The following is an 18,245-nucleotide window of genomic DNA, read 5'->3' on the forward strand; positions in this document are numbered from 1 at the left end:
ATGGGTTAAATTCACTTTCGGCAAATCTCTCCAAGTTTTCCGTTTTTATAAGCGGTCTTTTCAGCAGATATGCCCGGCTTAAAAGAGATATCGAGATGCGATTGAGCGATGACTTTCCTAAAGGTTTCAAATACCTGCCCGGATATTTCTCTTCGGAAGAGCAAAAGGAACTTGTCAATACGCTCAGATATCTCGTCAAAGAAGCTCCATTGTTCACTCCCGTGATGCCGCGAACAGGAAAGCCATTTTCTGTTCGGATGACCAATCTTGGAACATTGGGTTGGGTATCTGACAGGAGTGGTTATCGCTACCAGTCTCAACATCCTGAGACCGGTCAGCCCTGGCCTGTTATCCCTGAGCTCTTGCAGGGTCTTTGGAACAAGGTTGGCGACTGCCCGGCAGCGCCAGAAGCCTGCCTCGTGAATTACTATGCTGCAACAGCAAAAATGGGCATGCATCAAGACAGAGATGAAAGAACGTTTGAAGCCCCGGTTGTTTCGGTCAGCCTCGGAGACACAGCAATTTTCCGGCTCGGCGGTGTGAAGCGCGGGGGCTCGACACAATCACTCAAGCTTAATTCAGGAGACGTTGTTGTACTCGGGGGAGAAGCGCGACTATGCTACCACGGCATTGACCGTATCCAGGGTGGGAGTTCAAGCCTCCTTAAGGACGGAGGCAGATTAAATCTGACTCTCCGCCGCATCTCGCCATTTTAGCCAGAGCATCAGGCCTCTTCGAGCGCACCAGCCATAAAGAAGGCACGAATGCCGCTGGACACGAAACGAATAGTACCTTCGACTATCTCGTCCTGATCCATTTCTTCATCGTAAGGGCCTTTGGACGCTCCGGTCACAACGTAAAGCGCCTCTAACGTTGCGCTGTGCATGAGCATCATCAGCAACTGAGCACGAGGGCCTGTTGGGATGTCACTCTTCGTGGCTTTTGCCAGAGCCTTTGTGATACGAAGGATAATCCTCGGAGGCTCCCATGAGTGCATGATCTTCTGGCCGGACTCCGGATCAGAGAAGACCTGACGAATGAGAACAACAAACGGCACCAGCTTTCCGGTATCTCTTGAGATCCCTTGTACAATCAAGGGCTCCATGAATGCGCGGGTTATCTCTTCGAGATCGGGTTCGCGCCCGCCAACTTCCAGCGCATCCAGACGCTGCATGCGCATATCGTCAATTTCGCGAAGGCGGCGCATAAAGACTGCCCTAACGAGATCATCTTTGCTGCCAAAGTGATAGTTGACTGCAGCAACATTGGCATCGGCTTTTTCGGTGATCATTCTTACAGAAGTTTCCGCAAGACCATGTTCAGCGAGCAAGCGTTCTGCGGCATCAAGTAACCGTTCACGGGTCCCCAGTTCAGAACTGTCTGGCACAGCGGCACCTCCAGGAAGATAGTTTACAATTGCTTTGAGAACTCTCTAAAGGTTTTGAGTAGACCCTTAGAAATCTCAAATACTTCTCTTAAGCTATCTTGCTTTTAGCACGTTTTATTGAGCAACAACCCGCCTACAATTCATATCATCAATTGCAATGACTATATAAAACTTAGATAAATTTATGCAGTAACTTAGTATGATCCAATTATTTCTAGATTTTTCACATATAGCCGGCTAACCAATAAAAAACGGGAGCGTAACAACTCCCGTTTTTCATAGTTTCAACTCAGAATGTCTTAGAGGTGGATGCCGTAAGCAATTGCTGAAAGAGCGATTGCAATGACCCAAAGTGCGACACGTCCAGACCGGCTATGCTTCGCTTCCGATCTGCCAATCGCATCTGCGGTTGCCTCATCGAATCTCAGGCCGTTGTTTGCCATCGACTCCAGCTGATTGGAAAACTTGCTCGCACGGTCAGCAATAATCGGTAAATCACTTGCCAGACGGCCCAAAACAGTCACGCCTGTTGCCAGGTCTGTGATGCGTCCCATAGGGCCAAGATTTCTCTGAATCCAACCGGTTACGACTGGATCAGCTGTGTTCCACATATCCAGATGAGGGTTCAGCGAGCGGGCGACACCTTCTGCCAGAACCATATTTTTCTGCAGCAAGATCAACTGAGGCTGAGTGTGCATGTTGAACATCTCAGTCACTTCAAACAGCTGTGTCAGCAAACGTGCCATTGAGATTTCACTGGCATCATGCCCGTGGATCGGCTCACCAATCGCCCGAATTGCTTGCGCGAATATGTTCACGTCCTGATCGGCTGGCACATATCCAGCTTCAAAATGAACTTCGGCAACTCGCAGGTAATTGCGAGTTATGAAGCCATAGAGAATTTCTGCCAGGAAGCGGCGTTCAGACAGGCCCAGACGTCCTGTAATCCCTAAATCCACCGCCACCAGAGTTCCGTCCGGCTCAATGAAGAGATTGCCCTGATGCATATCCGCGTGGAAAAAGCCGTCACGTACCGCATGGCGCAAGAAAGTCTGGATCACTTTATTGCCTAGTTCAGCCAGGTCATGGCCAGCTTCTTCGATACCTTCCAGATTGGAAAGCTTTACACCGTCAATCCATTCCATGGTGAGTACGGAACGAGAGGTGCGGGGCCAGTCCACACTGGGAACGCGAAAATCTTTGTCGTCCTTGCTGTTTTCACCCATTTCAGAAAGAGCTGCGGCTTCCATACGCAGGTCCATTTCCAAAATGACAGCGTGCTCATAGGTCTCAACCATCATAAGCGGGCGAAGGCGGCGGCTTGCCGGACTAAAGCGCTCTGCAAGGCGTGCAGCAAGATAGAAGCTCTTCAAGTCGCGCTTAAACCCGCGCTCGACACCGGGGCGCAGGACTTTAACGGCTACTTTTTCCAGCTCGCCGTCACGATTTCGGAAGTACGCAGGGTGTACCTGTGCAATCGACGCAGCAGCGACTGGTTCACCAAACTCTTCAAAGTGATCTTCGACTGTTTTGCCGAGCTGTTCTTCGACTGTTTTGCGTGCGTACTGCGTCAGAAATGGTGGAACATTGTCCTGAAGTGCAGACAGTTCCTTTGCCGCTTCCTTACCAACCACATCCGGACGTGTCGCAAGAAACTGCCCTAACTTAATGTAGGAGGGACCAAGACGGTTCAGCGCATCTGTCAGGCGTGCTGCAGCATCTTTTTTCTCAATGCCACGACGCTCAAGCATACGTGCGACGCCAATAGCCAAGCGCGGTCCGGGAGGGAGATCTGGCAGAGAAACGAGTCCGAACACACCTTCGCGGGCCATAACATAACCCGCGAAAACCAGACGCATAAATGGCACAATATTTGCGATCATAACTGGTTAGATTTTCCAGCCGGAGTGAAGTGCAGCGATACCGCCGGTGTAGTTTCGATAGGTGACACGCTCAAAACCTGCATCACGTATCATCTGCGCAAAACGTTCCTGATTTGGAAACTTGCGGATAGATTCTACGAGATAGCTGTATGGGTCTCCGTCACCTGTCACCGCCTGCCCGATTTTTGGAATGGCGTGGAAGGAAAACAGATCATAGACCTTATCAAGTGCTGGCACGTCTACCTGTGAGAACTCAAGGCACATGAAGCGTCCGCCGCGTTTAAGCACACGGTAAGCCTCTTGCAGTGCTTTTTCGATTTGTGGGACGTTACGGATACCGAATGCGATGGTGTAGGCATCGAAGTGTTTGTCCGGGAAAGGCAGCTCTTCTGCGTTCCCCTGAATGAACTCGATGTTTTCTGAAAGGCCAGCAGCGCTTGCACGGTCTTTACCGACACCCAGCATCGATCCATTGATATCGCAAACGGTTGATTTGATTGTCCGGTTAGAACGCTCAACAACGCGAGTTGCGATGTCTCCAGTCCCTCCAGCCACGTCCAGATGTCGCCATTCACGGGCGCCATTCTTTGGTGGGTTCATGCTGGACACCATCGCATCTTTCCAGAGACGATGCATTCCACCAGACATGAGGTCGTTCATCAGGTCATAGCGGGATGCCACTTTGTGGAAAACATCATCCACCAGATCCTGCTTTTCACCTTCGCGAACTGTGCGAAACCCGAAGCTAGTTGCCATTTCAGTCGGGTCTGTTACGGATGCCTGCTCAGGGGTTGAGAACTCACGCGCCATAATCAAATCACTCCATTTCGCGGGCGAACATAGTACAGCTTGTTACAAAGCGCTATTGTTGAACGTAATCTTTGCCCAGCAGCAAACCACTGTACCAACGGATATCTTATGCCTGAATTACCGGAGGTTGAAACAGTCCGTCGCGGACTAGCACCTTTTTTTGACAATGCAACAATTTGCAGAGTTGAACAACGCCGACTTGATCTTCGTTTTCCTTTTGGCGATGATTTCATAGACCGTCTGGAAAATCGCAGAGTTGTTTCCTTCAGCCGCCGTGCGAAATATCTACTGCTTGATCTGGACAGCGGTGATGTTTTGGTGATGCACCTTGGCATGTCGGGTTCGTTCCGCTGGATCGAGACTGATGACCACGAACCAACACAAACCGTTGAAATGTATCATGCAAAAGGCAAACACCCTCAGCATGACCATGTGATTTTCCATGTTCGCCCAGCTAATCAGGAGACGATCGTAAAGATCATTTATAATGATCCGCGGCGCTTTGGATTTATGGTGCTCATCCCTCGCAGCGAGCTGGCGACACACCCGATGTTTGTCGATATGGGGATCGAACCACTTGGCAATGAGCTGGATGGAGCTTACCTAGCCAAGCTGTTTGAGAACCGGAAAACCTCTCTCAAAGCAGCTTTGCTCAATCAGAAGTTCATCGCAGGACTGGGTAACATTTATGTGTGTGAAGCACTCTGGAGAACGGGGTTAAGTCCCTTCAACAACGCATCCACACTTGCAGGCAAATCCGGTAAGCCACTTAAAAAGGCCGATGAGCTTTCCAATCACATTCGGGAAGTCTTGCAGGAAGCGATAAAATCCGGCGGTTCTTCCCTGAAGGATCACCGACAAGCGGATGGCTCTCTCGGATATTTTCAGCACAACTTCTCTGTCTATGATCGCGAGGGAGAAGCTTGCCGAACTCCCAAGTGTGCTGGTGTCATTGAGCGGAAGGTCCAGAATGGGCGCTCAACATTCTTTTGTCCGAAATGCCAGAAGTAGACATGCGAGCTGATATGTCACGCTTGAGGGAATTGCATTCCCTAGAGCAACTGTCTAGGAGACAGGCATAATATTATAAAAGCCAGCAGGATGCCCTGTAGACGGCGAGAAAAGGATGGCCCTATGAAAATCGGTGTAGTTGGTGTTGGCGCTGTTGGAAGTACTGCAGCCTACGCCATGGCCATGAACGGTGTGGGCAACGAAATTGTGCTCGTCGATTACAATCCGAAACTCGCTATTGCCCAAGCAGAAGATATTCTTCACGCGACCCCATTTGCGCGCCCGATGAGTGTTATTGGTGGTGATTACAGTGACTTGAAGGATGCAGCAGTCGTCGTGATTGCGGCTGGTGTCAACCAGCAACCGGGTGAAACCCGGATTGAGCTGTTGGCACGCAATGCTGGTGTGTTTGCAAAAGTCATTCCTGAGGTGCTGAAATATGCACCAAATGCGATCCTGATCATCGCAACCAATCCGGTTGATATCATGACTCAGGTTGCGACCGAGATTTCTGGTCTGCCGCGCAATCGCGTTATCGGCTCAGGTACAATTCTGGATACTGCACGTTTTCGTACTTTATTGGGTAAACATTTGGGCATCACGCCAACCTCTGTACATGCAGATGTGCTTGGTGAGCACGGTGACAGTGAAGTGCTTGTCTGGTCTGGCGCGAAGGCAGGTAACACGCCGTTGTTTACCTTTGCCGAGCAGATCAACAAGCCAATCACTCAAGATGTTCGTGACCGCATTGACCATGGTGTTCGTTACGCTGCCTATTCGATCATCGAAGGCAAGGGTGCAACCAACTATGGCATTGGCGCAGGGCTCTCCCGCATTGTGAAGGCTATTGTGACAAATGAACATGCTGTCATCAGTCTTTCCATCGTCAATGAAGAGATTGTTGGCGTGAGAGACACAGCCCTTTCAGTGCCGCGAGTGCTGGGTGCTGATGGTATTGAAGCGACCCTCTTCCCTAGTATGGATGAGTTGGAACGCAGTCAGCTGCAAGCATCCGCAGTGGCGTTGGAAACGGCAGCAAAAGAAGTGCTTTCCAAACACCTGAAATAGTGCAGATCCCGCAAAAGCTTTATTTCGGCAGTTTTATTAGGCTTTTGCGGAATTTTCTTATTCTCACCTTGGCAAAAACCTGTTTTTCACCTATGCCACAGACCTAGTTTCTGATGCACAAGCGCATACAATCGCCAAGTTAGCTATTGGATTAGGTTTGTTGCGCGCGTCTGTGCACCACTTGCAGCGCGGAGAGTATTGATGACACAGGCGGATATCGGCCTTGTTGGACTAGGCGTCATGGGAGCCAATCTGGCTCTTAATATCGCAGACAATGGCTATAAAGTAGCGGTGTTCAACCGTACTGCAGAGGGAACCCAAGCTTTCATGGAGAAGGCTGGACACCTCAAAGACATGTTTATTCCCTGCTACAGCACAGAAGAGCTGGTAGCGAACATCAAAGCCCCTCGTCCTATCATTTTGATGGTTCCCGCAGGCGAGCCAGTTGATCAGCAGATTTCTGTTCTGAAAGACCACCTGAAAGACGGTGACATTCTGATTGACGCAGGCAACAGCGACTTCCACGACAGTAACCGCCGCTACAAAGAATTGGCCGACACGCCATTCACCTTTGTTGGTATGGGCGTTTCTGGCGGTGCGGAAGGCGCTCGCTTCGGTCCATCCATCATGGTTGGTGCTTCTGAAGCCGCTTACGGGCGCATCGAGCCTATCCTGAAAGCGATCTCAGCAAAGCACAATGACGAACCTTGTGTTGCTTTGATGGGCCCTGAAGGCGCTGGCCACTTTGTGAAGACTTTGCACAACGGCATTGAATACGCTGACATGCAGATGATTGCTGAAGTGCACGAAGTTCTCACCGAGACTCTTCACCTGAGCATTCAGGAGCAGGCCGAGATCTTCTCCAAGTGGAATGAAGGCCCGCTGGCGTCTTACCTCATTGAGATCACCGCAAACGTTATGGGTGTGATTGATGAAGAGAGCGGCAAGCCAATTCTGGATGTTATTCTGGATACTGCTGGTCAAAAAGGCACTGGTCGCTGGTCCGCTGTCGAAGCGCATCTGCTTGGCGTTCCGGCAACTGGTATTGATGCAGCTGTTGCAGCGCGTTGCATGTCTGCAAGTCACGCACTCCGTCAGGAAGTTGCAGAACTCTACCCGCAGTCTGATGCAGTGCTGACTTGGGAACTCAAGCAGGAAGGCATTGATGCCTGTGAACGTGCTCTGATTGCCGGTAAAATTGCAGCCTACGCTGAAGGTTTTGCTGTGCTGGCTGCTGGTGGCAAGGAAAACGGCTGGGATCTGCCAATGGGTGACATTGCCCGCATCTGGCGTCAGGGCTGTATTATCCGCTCACGCTTCCTGGATGAGATTGCGCAGGCATATGACCAAAATCCTGACCTGAAATCTCTCTACCTGGCTCCTGCTATTGCTGAACGTATGAAAGATGCTGTTCCTGGTCTGCGCGATATGCTGAGCTTGAGCATCACCAACGGCGTGCCTACGCCTGCTCTTTCAGCAGCGCTTGGTTCGTTTGACATGATCCGTCAGAAGCGGACTGCTGCCTATGTGATTCAAGGTCAGCGGGACTTCTTCGGTCAACATGGCTTTGAACGTACGGACAAAGAAGGTTCCGGCTTCCATGGCCCTTGGCCTGCTGGTGGCGCGTAAGCCAGATACAACTTAGGCATGCTAGTTATTAACTAGGCTGTGCTATGCCTGATTGAAATTTGATACAGAAACTGGCAGGACCGCTATGTGGCCCTGCCCGTCTTTAAGAAGGCTGGCATGTAGAAGCTACAAACTAAGCCTTTACTAATCCCGGGAATAAGATGTGACTGCCAATTCACCCAATGGAGCTGAGATTTACCGCCGTCTCATTAAAGCGATTGAGAGCCGTGAGCTGAAACCCGGCAGTCGCTTGAGAGAAGCTGAACTGGCAGAGAAATTCGGTGTCAGCCGCACACCTATCCGGGAAGGCCTGAAGCGCCTTGAGGCGCAAGGGCTTGCTGTTCATGAACCAAACCGCGGCATGGTCATTCCTAGTCTGGACCATAACCAGATCAGCGAACTGTACTATCTGCGCGAAGTGCTGGAAGGAACTGCTGGTCGTCTGGCTGCGCAGCACGCCTCGAGCGCTGAGATCGAAATTCTGCAGGAAATGGTCGAATCTGACATGCAGAACCTTGCGGATGCAGAGCGCCTGATCAAGACCAACCGTGAGTTCCATCGCCGCTTCTATCTCGCTTCCCACAACCGCTATCTGGTTGAGCAAATTGATCATATGCGCCTATCTTTGCTACTGCTCGCGGGCACGACCCTGACGGATGATGACCGTCGTCGTCTTGCGATTGAAGAACATGCTGAGATTGTGGATGCAATTTCCAAGCGGGATTGTGACCGTGCTGACAAAGCTGCACGTCACCACATCGCAGAAGCCCATAAGGCTCGCCTAAAATTCTTCACTCAACTCACCTGAGTCTTGTCAAAATCTGGGTAATTTGGAGCGCGTTCTGCTAACAGAGCGCGCTTTTTGTTTAAGTGAGTCGGTATAAGTACCTAGAAAACCAACCAAAACAAGCTTCACTTTTATTAGCCTGAGATATCACATAAGTTTCATATGAACATAGTAGACGTTCATATGAACAGCATATTTGCAGATTGAAGCAGACTTTTGTGATGGAAACAGCGCTCAGTACAAGACAATCAGAGATCATCTCTCTCGTGCGGTCCAATGGTTTCGCGAGCGTAGACTCGTTGTCGGAGCAGTTCGCGGTTACCACCCAGACGATCCGTCGAGACATAAACCGCTTGAGCGAACTGGGGCTTTTGAGACGGGTTCATGGTGGCGTGGAGGTTCCGGCAAATAGGGGCAACATCACCTACAAAGCCCGAAAGATCCTCAATTTTGAAGCAAAGAACGCGATTGGGAACTCTGTTGCAGAGTACATCGACGATGGTGCAACACTTGCTTTTTCCATCGGCACGACGCCCGAGATTGTTGCAGAAGCACTTGATACCCATGAGGGGTTGAAGATCTTCACGAACAACATGAACGTAGCCATTGCAGCACTACGGAACACTTCCAGCGAAGTTACGATTGCAGGAGGCCGATTGCGTCATGGCGACCTAGACGTTCTTGGTTCAAGCGCGGAAGGTTTCTTCAAAAACTACAAGTTCGACGTCGGCATCTTCGGCGTTGCTGGCGTGGATAGCGATGGCACCCTCCTCGACTTCAATGAGGATGAAGCCACTGCCCGTCAGGCCATTTTGGCGAACTGTCGTCAATCATTTCTTGTTCTGGACCATTCCAAGTTCGGTCGCCTCGCCCATGTTCGCGCTGGCTTTCTGACTGATGTTTCGAAGATCTTTTGCGAAGAAACTCCGCCAGCTTCAATCCTTTCAATAATTGAGAAGTCATCTGCAGAGCTCGTAATCTGCAAACAGGAGCCTACTCTATGAGCAACCTGAACCATCCAGCTCGCCTAGAACTCTCAAACCTGACCAAGTCCTGGGGAGACTCAACGGCAGTCAACAATGTCAACCTGTCCGTGGATGGTGGAAGTTTTACGGTCTTATTGGGGCCAAGTGGATGCGGCAAATCCACGACGTTGCGCTTGATTGCCGGGTTGGAAGAAGCGACTTCCGGGCAAATTACAATAGGCGGGAGAGATGTGACTTATCATTCCCCCGCCCAGCGCGACATCTCTATGGTGTTTCAAAACTATGCGCTCTTTCCGCATATCTCTGTGGCTGAAAACATTCTGTTTGGGCTCAAAGTGCGCAAAGTAGGCAGAGCGGAACGGGATGAGCGGCTGAAGACTGCAGCTGATCTTCTCGGGATTTCTCAATTGTTGGACCGGAAGCCATCCCAGCTCTCTGGAGGGCAGCAACAGCGGGTTGCTCTAGGTCGCGCCATCGTTTCACAAAAGCCTGTTTGCCTTATGGATGAGCCTCTCTCTAACCTTGATGCCAAGCTTCGTCAGGAGATGCGCGTAGAGTTGAGAGCACTACAGCAGCAGCTTGGGCTGACAATGGTTTATGTGACCCATGACCAGACAGAAGCCATCACCATGGCCGATCAGGTGGTGCTGATGAACAAAGGTGAGGTTGAGCAGGTTGCAACACCAAAAGTGATCTATGAGCGCCCTGCCAGCGTGTTTACAGCGCGTTTCATTGGTACTCCGCCGATGAACATTGTGGAACTGGATAAGGTTCGTTCTGTCACCCCTGTCACGGCTCAATCCCTGCTGCCTGACGCACCAAAAGGATGTTTGCTGGGCCTGCGCCCGGAAGACATCAGATTAACTGGTGAAAACGGCGTTCCGGCCCAGGTGATAAGCCTTGAATACATGGGGGCAGATACGCTGGCTAATTGTTCTGTTGGCGGTGAAAAGCTGCTTGTTCGCGTGAAAGGCAGCACCGAATTGAGCCCGGGGCAGAACATTGGCCTGGCCTGGGATGATAAAATTCCTGCAAGCTTTCAGAGAGATACCGGCAAGCGCCGGGAAGAATTCAAGCCGGTCGAGGTGCAATTCGAGCCGGCTTGAAAAACGCGCATCAGCGCATTGGAGTGCCCCAATTACTAGGGCAATTTGAGGATATAAACCTATGAAATCCATTTTCAAGTCTTTAGGTCTGGCAGCTTCTGTTGCTGCTCTATCCCTTAGTACTGCGATCAGCGCTCATGCGGTTGATCTGCAATTCTATTTTCCTGTGGCTGTTGGCGGTACAGCCGCGACAACAATTGAAGAACTGACAGCAGAATATGCGGCTGCTCATCCTGACGTGAATATCGATGCTGTTTATGCCGGTTCTTATCAGGATACTGTATCCAAAGCTCTGACCGCAGCACGTGGCGGCAACCCTCCGCAGCTTTCTGTAATTCTGTCAGTCGACATGTTCACTCTGATCGATGAAGACGTGATCATTGCGTTTGATGATGTGGCAAACTCTGACGAAGACAAGAAGTGGCTGAACAGCTTCTACCCCGCCTTCATGGAGAACTCGCAGACTGGCGGGAAGACTTACGGTATTCCGTTCCAGCGCTCCACTCCGGTTCTCTACTGGAACAAGGAAGCCTTTAAAGCGGCAGGTCTGGATCCTGAAAAAGCACCTGCAACATGGGAAGAAATGGTTTCCATGGGCCAGAAGCTGATCAAGAAAGACACTTCCGGCAACGTCACCCAGTGGGGCGTGCGCATTCCTTCCTCTGGTTTCCCATACTGGCTGTTCCAAGGCCTGACCACCGAGAATGACGCTATTCTGGCGAACGCTGAAGGGAACAAGACCAACTTTGACGATCCAAAGGTTGTTGAAGCTCTGCAGTACCTTGTCGACCTTTCTGGCAAGCATGGTGTGATGGCTCCAGGCATCATCGAATGGGGTGCTACTCCAAAGGCCTTCTTTGAAGGTAATACCGCTATGATGTGGACCTCGACTGGTAACCTGACCAACGTGCGCAACAACGCTCCGTTCGATTTCGGCGTTGCTATGTTGCCAGCCAACAAGCGTCGCGGTGCACCGACCGGTGGCGGTAACTTCTACATCTTCAAAGATTCCAGTGATGAGCAGAAAAAGGCATCTGTAGACTTCGTGAAGTGGATCACTGCTCCGAAACAGGCTGCAAAGTGGTCTATGGCGACTGGCTACGTTGCGCCATCTCTAGCTGCTTGGGAAACTGACGAGATGAAGGCATATGCAGCTGACTTCCCGCCAGCACTCGTTGCTCGTGAGCAACTGAAGCACGCCGTTGCAGAACTCTCCACGTACCAGAACCAGCGCGTGACCCGTGTCTTCAACGACGCCCTGCATGCTGCAATCACCGGTAAGAAAACACCGGAAGAAGCTCTTAAAAGTGCCCAGGCAGAAGCGGATCGTATTCTTTCTGAATACCGCTAAGCCTTTTTAATTTCACGTGATCTGGCGAGGCGCAGCTGCTACGTGCCTCGCTCCAGCATTTTCCAAGAGGTTGCCCGATGACCAGACGTATGCAGTGGATTTACGCGTGGCTGTTGCTCACTCCAGCAATGATAATGTTGTTCGCGTTCACCCACTTCCCGGCCATCACCACTATCATCAATAGCTTCTTCTCCACTCCGCGTGGGCGCAGGCCGGCCAAGTTTGTTGGACTGCAGAACTATGAGGAGTTGATGGCGGACCCAACCTTCTGGAAAGTGCTGGTCAATAACCTTTGGTACGCGATGGCAACCATTCCAGCTTCTATCGGTATCTCTCTGCTGATGGCCATCTGGGTGAATGACAAGCTCAAGGGACGTAGCCTTGTACGCATGTCGTTCTTTGCACCGACTGTGTTGCCTTTGATCGCGGTCGCAAATATCTGGCTGTTCTTTTATACGCCGGGCTTTGGGTTGATCGACCAGATCCGCATGGGCGTCTTCGGGCTTCCCGAGAACTCATGGCTGGGCCAGCAGGAAACAGTGCTGATTTGCATGATGGTCGTGACCATCTGGAAAGAAGCCGGGTTCTTCATGATCTTCTATCTGGCAGCACTACAAGCCATTCCACCCTCCTACAAAGAAGCTGCTGATATTGAAGGGGCAAGCCGTTGGACCTTCTTCTGGAAAATCACATGGCCTTTGCTTATGCCAACAACTTTGTTCGTATCTATCAATGCTGTTATCAACTCTTTCCGCCTGGTGGACCACATCTTCACCATGACAGGCGGAGGGCCAGATAACGCTTCGTCTTTGTTGCTCTTTTATATTTATGAGGTCGCCTTCAAGTACTGGCAAACCTCTTATGCCGCCACGCTGACTGTCGTGATGCTGGCGCTTCTTTCGATCATTGCGATCGGCCAATTCTTCTTCATGGATCGTCGGGTGCACTACAGATGAGCGACTTATCTCTTTCCAACACTGTTGAAGCAACACGTCCACGCCAGTTCGATTTTGACCGTGCTCTCAACACGTTCGGAGCATGGACACTGGCGTTCTTATGGGCCCTGCCTCTGCTCTATGCGATCTGGACTGCATTCCATCCAGCAGCTTATGAAGCCAATTTCGAGTTGTTTGCACCGCTCACTTTGGAGAACTTCACTAAAGCCTGGTCAGCAGCTCCATTTGCTCAGTACTTCCTGAACACGACCATGCTGGTGACGATCATTTTGATAGCGCAGTTTGTTTTGGGCACTCTGGCAGCTTATGCCTTTGCACGCTTTGAGTTTCCCGGCTCAAATATCCTGTTCACTCTGGTGCTTTTACAGCTGCTTGTGATGCCGGATATCCTGATTGTCGAAAACTACAAGATGATCCGAAACCTTGGCCTGATAGACACCATCGTAGCAATTGGCTTGCCCTATATGGCATCTGGGTTCGGAATCTTTCTTCTGCGACAGACATTTAAGACTATTCCGCGTGAGTTGGATGAAGCCGCACGCGTTGAGGGCGCCGGACCTTTACTGGTGCTCTGGAAGGTTTACGTGCCGCTGGCAATTCCGACCTACCTCGCTTACGGGCTTGTTTCAGTCAGTCACCACTGGAACAATTTCCTCTGGCCTCTGATTATCACCAACTCGGTAGAGACGCGTCCCGTCACTGTTGGGCTTTCTATCTTTGCTGCGGTTGATGGTGGTGTGGAGTGGAGCGTTATCAACGCAGCAACGCTCATGACATCAGGTCCGCTGTTGATCGCTTTCCTGCTGTTTCAGAGACAATTTGTGCAGAGCTTCATGCGCGCAGGGATTAAGTAGGGAAATCGTAATTCTTACCCCTCAAATTTAAATGAAATGGGTGACCTTTGAGGAGGTTCACGACAGTTTTTTGAGGGGAATGAATGAAACTTACCGCGATCACAGCCAGTATCTTTGCAGTATTACTCGGAATTTCTGGGTGTGCAGTGGTTTCAGTCGGGGGAGCTGCGGTCTCGGTTGCTACAACTGCAGTAACAACAACTGCAAAGGTTGGAACAAGTGTCGTAGGAGGAGCGGTGGATCTTGCTATTCCGGACGATAACGAAGACGACGAGTAATAGGCCTGTTACTTCAAATGGATAGCGTAGTGTTTAAATTAATCTACGCTAACGGTTTCAGTGCTCGCCAAAACCACTTCTATTGCGCGGTGCAACTCGGACATTTGGTCTTCGTCGAGGACTTCAACAAGTTCACTGCGCGTTTCTACATCCAGCTGCTCAAGTGTAAATTTCTCTGCAGGAAGCTCTACGAGAGGTTCAGAACTGGCAGAAATCGGCAGAATTGGGCTATCTAGGCGCTCTGCTTTGACGCGAGCATCTTCCAAAATGACATGCACGAGGCCGCGGCGGTCGTCGGGGAGATTAACCTCGGCAACGATCGCATTGACAGTGTCGCGGTCTCCCAGCAGCAATACTGGCGGCTTGGAAGTCGCAGAATTAGTCATCGAGAGGGCAGTCAGCAACGCGCCCATAAACACTACTAGAAGATACGGCATATACTAGATTCTTACGGTCTAAGTGTCAGTTCAAGCTCAGATTATACAGGACAGAAGTATGAAGTAATAACCGCTCGAACTGGTTCATTTCTTTATATTCTTCCAGGGTGTTACGCGCCAGTGCAGGATCATCCGTGATAATTCCATCTACGCCCATGGAGATGTAGCGCAACATTGTAGACGGATTGTTAACCGTCCAGACAAAAACCTGCTTATTGGTCTCTTGTGTCCTTCTTATGAAGCTCAAAGAGGCGGAGGCGGAGGAGACGGCTACGAAGTTTCCTTTGAGTTCGGAGAAATTACCGATAGATGTGGCGGTAAGAAGGCCGATGTTCCAATTTGGTTCTAATTTTCGCATTCTTGAGAGGGCTGATCGCTCTAACGACATGATTGCTATGTCGTTTTCCATGTCAGCCTGCGTGATGATGCGTGCGACCTCATTTTCGAGGTGTTCGTTGCGGCTGCGGGGATAATATTTGAGCTCGATGAGGAGAACTGCCTTCCCCCTCACAATCTCAAGCGCCTCGCGAAGCGTTGGGACGCGTTCACCCTGAAACTCCATCCCAAACCATCCGCCCACATCGAGAGCCTGGATTTCCTCCAGTGTCAGGTCCCAGACATTGGCTGGCTTGCTGATGAGGCGCATGAAGTCGCTGTCGTGGGCGATGACCACGGAGCCGTCTGCGGCTTCCTGAACATCGACTTCAATCCAGTCGGCTTTGTCCTCAATTGCTCGCTCCAGTGCTGCTATGGTGTTTTCCGGCGCGTGGGCGGAGGCCCCGCGGTGGGCGATGATCAGGACGTCTTTTTGCGGCAGATCGGCTGAGACCCAATACGTCCCTGTCAGCACCACGATGGTTCCGACCACTCCAATGAGAGCGGCAAGGCGCATAGGTGTCAGTGGGTTGGCCCACTTACTCTCCAGCTTTGGCGTATGCGGCACCTCAGAGAACGTGTGCCCCTTTCCATCGGCAACGAACAAAGCTGCCTTGAAAAGCAACGCCATAGTGCCAGACATCACGCCACTGATCAGTGTATTGCCGACCAACAGAAGCACGACGAGACTGCCCAGGATCGCTGCCAATGTCTCGGGGGAGCTCTCCCCAAACGAAATGGCGTAGGAGCCGATCAGTTCCAGCGAGATCAGGAAGAACGCATGGATGAGGATGTCCAGAAGTAACCACAGCGAGACGGCACCTGCAAAGACAGGACGGAGGCCACGCGAGAGGAACCGGGCCCGCGAAAAGGCGGAGCCAACAGGATGATCTCTCAGCACCACAAGCGGCAAAGACAGGCCCCAGACGAGGATTGCATAGAGGGGCATAACGATTACCAGCGCCACCCCAATTCCAATGAAGAAGGCAGCCATCCAGAACTCAACGGGTTGAAACTGGAGGTAGTAACTGAAGTCATGCTCCTGCAAAAAGATTAGTATACTCAGTGCGATAATGACAAGACCCGGGATCATTGCCATCACTAACCGCTGTGTCAGCCGCCATGTAAACATACCAAGGCGGGGAAACATGCTGAGCGTTGAGAACAGGGCATTCCGTGCAGCAGGGAATGCATTCTCTTGCCTGTCCAGCACCGCGAGCAGAGCAACCTGCTCAAGCAGTGCCATAGCGATGAAGACGACGACAAAGAAGAAGGCACCGAGCAGCCCAATCGGCGACAGAAAGAAAGACGCGATCTCATAATCGGCCAGCACTGCATTGCCGGAAAGGCCAATAACGAAGTTGCCGATACCAGCAACAATAGGTGTGATTGCAACTGCACCGAGAAAAACAAAGGCATAGTGAACCAGCAGCAAGCGAAATGCGTTTGCTTTCCAGCCACGAAGTATCAATTGAGCAAGCGTGTTTAATCGAGCTGCCATACCCTGTTCTTATCGTTGTTGGTGCAGACAGACTGGCTGATTGATGCCAATTAAATGCAATGTACCTGAAGAAGGTTCCGTAAGAGCGCATAGGTGCTGCGAAGTCAAGATATGCCAAACAAACGGTAACAGTTGAGCGGGGGATTCGCGTATTTTCCCAATATTATCCCATTTATTTATGCGAATGATTTGCAACTGCAAAAGTGCGGAAAAGCTTTTAATGACAATAAGTTGCAACTGAAACTCATATTTAGAAATACTCTAAACTACTGAAAGTGCACGTTTTTAAACTTGACAACAATAGTCAGGAATATGAAATAGCCGCAGTTTTCTCACGCTTTAGGGCGTGACAACATTTGGCAAACTGAATTCGTGCAGCCCGGATTTTCCGCTCGCAGCGCGAGGCGAATTCACTGCACATTTAAGGGGATTACAATGAGCTTTATCCGTGGCGCTTTGCTCGGCACTGTAGCACTCGGCAGCCTTTCTACTGTTGCTGTCGCTGCAACTCCTTCTGACGTTCTTGCAACCTACGGCGACATCGCCCAGGCAGCGTTTGAAGACTCTCTGACAACTGCGAAGACCCTTCAGGGTGCAGTGGACGCGCTTGTCGCAGAGCCAACTGAAGACAACCTGAAGGCCGCACGCCGCGCATGGATTGCAGCTCGTAACCCATACCAGCAGACAGAAGTTTACCGCTTTGGTAACGCGATCGTTGATGACTGGGAAGGCAAGGTCAACGCCTGGCCGCTTGACGAGGGTCTGATCGACTACGTTGATGGTGCTTACGGCAATGAGTCTGAAGAGAACCCGTTTTACGCAGCAAACATCATTGCAAACACTAAATTGACTGTTGCTGGCGAAGAAATCGACGCCACTGAAATCACCCCTGCGCTGCTTGCTGAGCAGCTTCAGGAAGCTGGTGAAGTGGAAGCAAACGTTGCGACCGGTTACCACGCAATTGAATTTCTGCTGTGGGGACAAGATTTGAACGGAACGGGGAAAGGTGCTGGCAACCGTCCTGCTTCTGACTTCGACGCTGCAAATTGCACTGGCGGCAATTGTGAGCGCCGTGCAGACTACCTTCAGGCTGCAACGAAGCTGCTTATCACCGATCTGGAAGAGATGGTCGCAGCATGGAAAGCCGACGGCGCAGCACGTAAAGAGCTGGCTGATAAAGGCGAAGCTGCAGGCATCGCAACCATCCTGACCGGCATGGGTTCCCTGTCTTACGGTGAACTGGCTGGTGAGCGCATGAAGCTCGGCCTTATGCTGAACGATCCTGAAGAAGAGCATGACTGCTTCTCTGACAACACCCATATGTCCCACTACAACGACGTGGTTGGCATCAACAACGTATTCCAGGGTAAATACACCCGCGTTGATGGTTCTGTTGTTGAAGGCGCTTCCCTTAAGGACTTGCTTGCAAAGGCAGATTCCGCTGTTTCAACTGAGTTGGAAGGCAAGCTGAATGCTTCCCTCGGCACTTTCACAGCCATGAAAACCCGCGCTGAAACCACTGAATCCTACGACCAGATGATTGGCGAAGGAAACACAGAAGGTAATGCAGTGGTACAGGCTGCTATCGATAGCCTGGTTGACCAGACATCTTCCATTCAGCGTGCTGTTCAGGTGCTGAAGCTTGAAAATATTGCATTCGAAGGCTCCGACAGCCTCGACAACCCTTCTGCAGTATTCGAATAAGATATCCAGTCCCGCACGAGACACCTCGTGCGGGACTTATCCCCCTCGCCTTTTGTTTGCGTTGTTATGTGCGTTCATTTGCGTGTTTTAGCGTTTTTGCGAAGGCCTATGTAAATACAGGC

General features: G+C 51.0%; 17 protein-coding genes. 12 read left to right on the plus strand and 5 right to left on the minus strand.

What is annotated here, in order from left to right; genetic code table 11:
• The first annotated feature begins 95 nt into the window (after positions 1–95).
• Positions 96–716, plus strand: a complete 621-nt coding sequence (locus DHN43_RS10060; RefSeq protein WP_108818514.1) for an alpha-ketoglutarate-dependent dioxygenase AlkB family protein — start codon at positions 96–98, stop codon at positions 714–716.
• 8 nt (positions 717–724) lie between these two features.
• On the opposite strand, the gene DHN43_RS10065 is transcribed toward DHN43_RS10060, so the two are convergent.
• From DHN43_RS10065 to ubiE, 3 genes are all read right to left on the minus strand, one after another.
• Positions 725–1,387, minus strand: coding sequence for a TetR/AcrR family transcriptional regulator (locus tag DHN43_RS10065; RefSeq protein ID WP_057463089.1), 663 nt, complete (start codon positions 1,385–1,387; stop codon positions 725–727).
• Between the two features lie 299 nt (positions 1,388–1,686).
• Positions 1,687–3,270 carry a 2-polyprenylphenol 6-hydroxylase gene (gene ubiB, locus DHN43_RS10070; protein ID WP_057463090.1) on the minus strand — a complete coding sequence of 528 codons (1,584 nt, stop codon included), beginning with the start codon at positions 3,268–3,270 and terminating at the stop codon, positions 1,687–1,689.
• Between the two features lie 6 nt (positions 3,271–3,276).
• Positions 3,277–4,080: a bifunctional demethylmenaquinone methyltransferase/2-methoxy-6-polyprenyl-1,4-benzoquinol methylase UbiE gene (gene ubiE, locus DHN43_RS10075; protein ID WP_108818515.1), complete on the minus strand. Its 804-nt coding sequence runs from the start codon at positions 4,078–4,080 to the stop codon at positions 3,277–3,279.
• Positions 4,081–4,188: 108 nt separating this feature from the next.
• Between ubiE and mutM the strand changes: the two genes are divergently transcribed.
• The 10 genes from mutM (at position 4,189) to DHN43_RS10125 (ending at position 14,106) form a co-directional block, all read left to right on the plus strand.
• Positions 4,189–5,091, plus strand: a complete 903-nt coding sequence (mutM, locus tag DHN43_RS10080; RefSeq protein WP_108818516.1) for a bifunctional DNA-formamidopyrimidine glycosylase/DNA-(apurinic or apyrimidinic site) lyase — start codon at positions 4,189–4,191, stop codon at positions 5,089–5,091.
• A 123-nt stretch (positions 5,092–5,214) separates the two neighbouring features.
• Positions 5,215–6,159 (plus strand): L-lactate dehydrogenase, encoded by a 945-nt coding sequence (locus DHN43_RS10085; RefSeq protein ID WP_063294320.1) that lies wholly within the window; start codon positions 5,215–5,217, stop codon positions 6,157–6,159.
• Positions 6,160–6,360: 201 nt separating this feature from the next.
• Complete coding sequence (gene gndA / locus DHN43_RS10090) at positions 6,361–7,788, plus strand: NADP-dependent phosphogluconate dehydrogenase (protein WP_108818517.1); 1,428 nt, start codon at positions 6,361–6,363, stop codon at positions 7,786–7,788.
• Positions 7,789–7,951: 163 nt separating this feature from the next.
• Positions 7,952–8,596, plus strand: a complete 645-nt coding sequence (locus tag DHN43_RS10095) for a GntR family transcriptional regulator (protein ID WP_057463095.1) — start codon at positions 7,952–7,954, stop codon at positions 8,594–8,596.
• 200 nt (positions 8,597–8,796) lie between these two features.
• Complete coding sequence (locus tag DHN43_RS10100; protein ID WP_063286329.1) at positions 8,797–9,579, plus strand: DeoR/GlpR family DNA-binding transcription regulator; 783 nt, start codon at positions 8,797–8,799, stop codon at positions 9,577–9,579.
• Positions 9,576–10,667, plus strand: a complete 1,092-nt coding sequence (locus tag DHN43_RS10105; RefSeq protein ID WP_063294757.1) for an ABC transporter ATP-binding protein — start codon at positions 9,576–9,578, stop codon at positions 10,665–10,667. Before DHN43_RS10100 ends, DHN43_RS10105 begins: the two co-directional genes overlap by 4 nt.
• 61 nt (positions 10,668–10,728) lie before the next feature.
• Positions 10,729–12,018, plus strand: coding sequence for an ABC transporter substrate-binding protein (locus tag DHN43_RS10110; RefSeq protein WP_108818518.1), 1,290 nt, complete (start codon positions 10,729–10,731; stop codon positions 12,016–12,018).
• 77 nt (positions 12,019–12,095) lie between these two features.
• A complete protein-coding gene (locus DHN43_RS10115) occupies positions 12,096–12,974 on the plus strand; it encodes a carbohydrate ABC transporter permease (RefSeq protein ID WP_108818519.1) in 879 nt (292 codons plus the stop codon).
• Entirely contained in the window at positions 12,971–13,828 is an 858-nt protein-coding gene (locus DHN43_RS10120) for a carbohydrate ABC transporter permease (RefSeq protein WP_108818520.1), read from the plus strand. The genes DHN43_RS10115 and DHN43_RS10120 overlap by 4 nt, the downstream gene beginning before the upstream one ends.
• 83 nt (positions 13,829–13,911) lie before the next feature.
• Positions 13,912–14,106, plus strand: a complete 195-nt coding sequence (locus tag DHN43_RS10125) for a hypothetical protein (RefSeq protein WP_057463101.1) — start codon at positions 13,912–13,914, stop codon at positions 14,104–14,106.
• A gap of 38 nt (positions 14,107–14,144) precedes the next feature.
• Here DHN43_RS10125 and DHN43_RS10130 read toward each other — a convergent pair whose 3' ends face one another.
• Positions 14,145–14,543, minus strand: a complete 399-nt coding sequence (locus DHN43_RS10130; RefSeq protein ID WP_057463102.1) for a hypothetical protein — start codon at positions 14,541–14,543, stop codon at positions 14,145–14,147.
• Between the two features lie 25 nt (positions 14,544–14,568).
• Positions 14,569–16,419 carry a glycerophosphodiester phosphodiesterase gene (locus DHN43_RS10135; protein ID WP_108818521.1) on the minus strand — a complete coding sequence of 617 codons (1,851 nt, stop codon included), beginning with the start codon at positions 16,417–16,419 and terminating at the stop codon, positions 14,569–14,571.
• A 435-nt stretch (positions 16,420–16,854) separates the two neighbouring features.
• Between DHN43_RS10135 and DHN43_RS10140 the strand changes: the two genes are divergently transcribed.
• Complete coding sequence (locus DHN43_RS10140) at positions 16,855–18,123, plus strand: imelysin family protein (protein WP_108818522.1); 1,269 nt, start codon at positions 16,855–16,857, stop codon at positions 18,121–18,123.
• Positions 18,124–18,245 lie beyond the last annotated feature (122 nt).

Origin of the sequence: Pseudovibrio sp. Alg231-02 (assembly GCF_900143565.1) — a bacterium.
GTDB lineage: Bacteria > Pseudomonadota > Alphaproteobacteria > Rhizobiales > Stappiaceae > Pseudovibrio.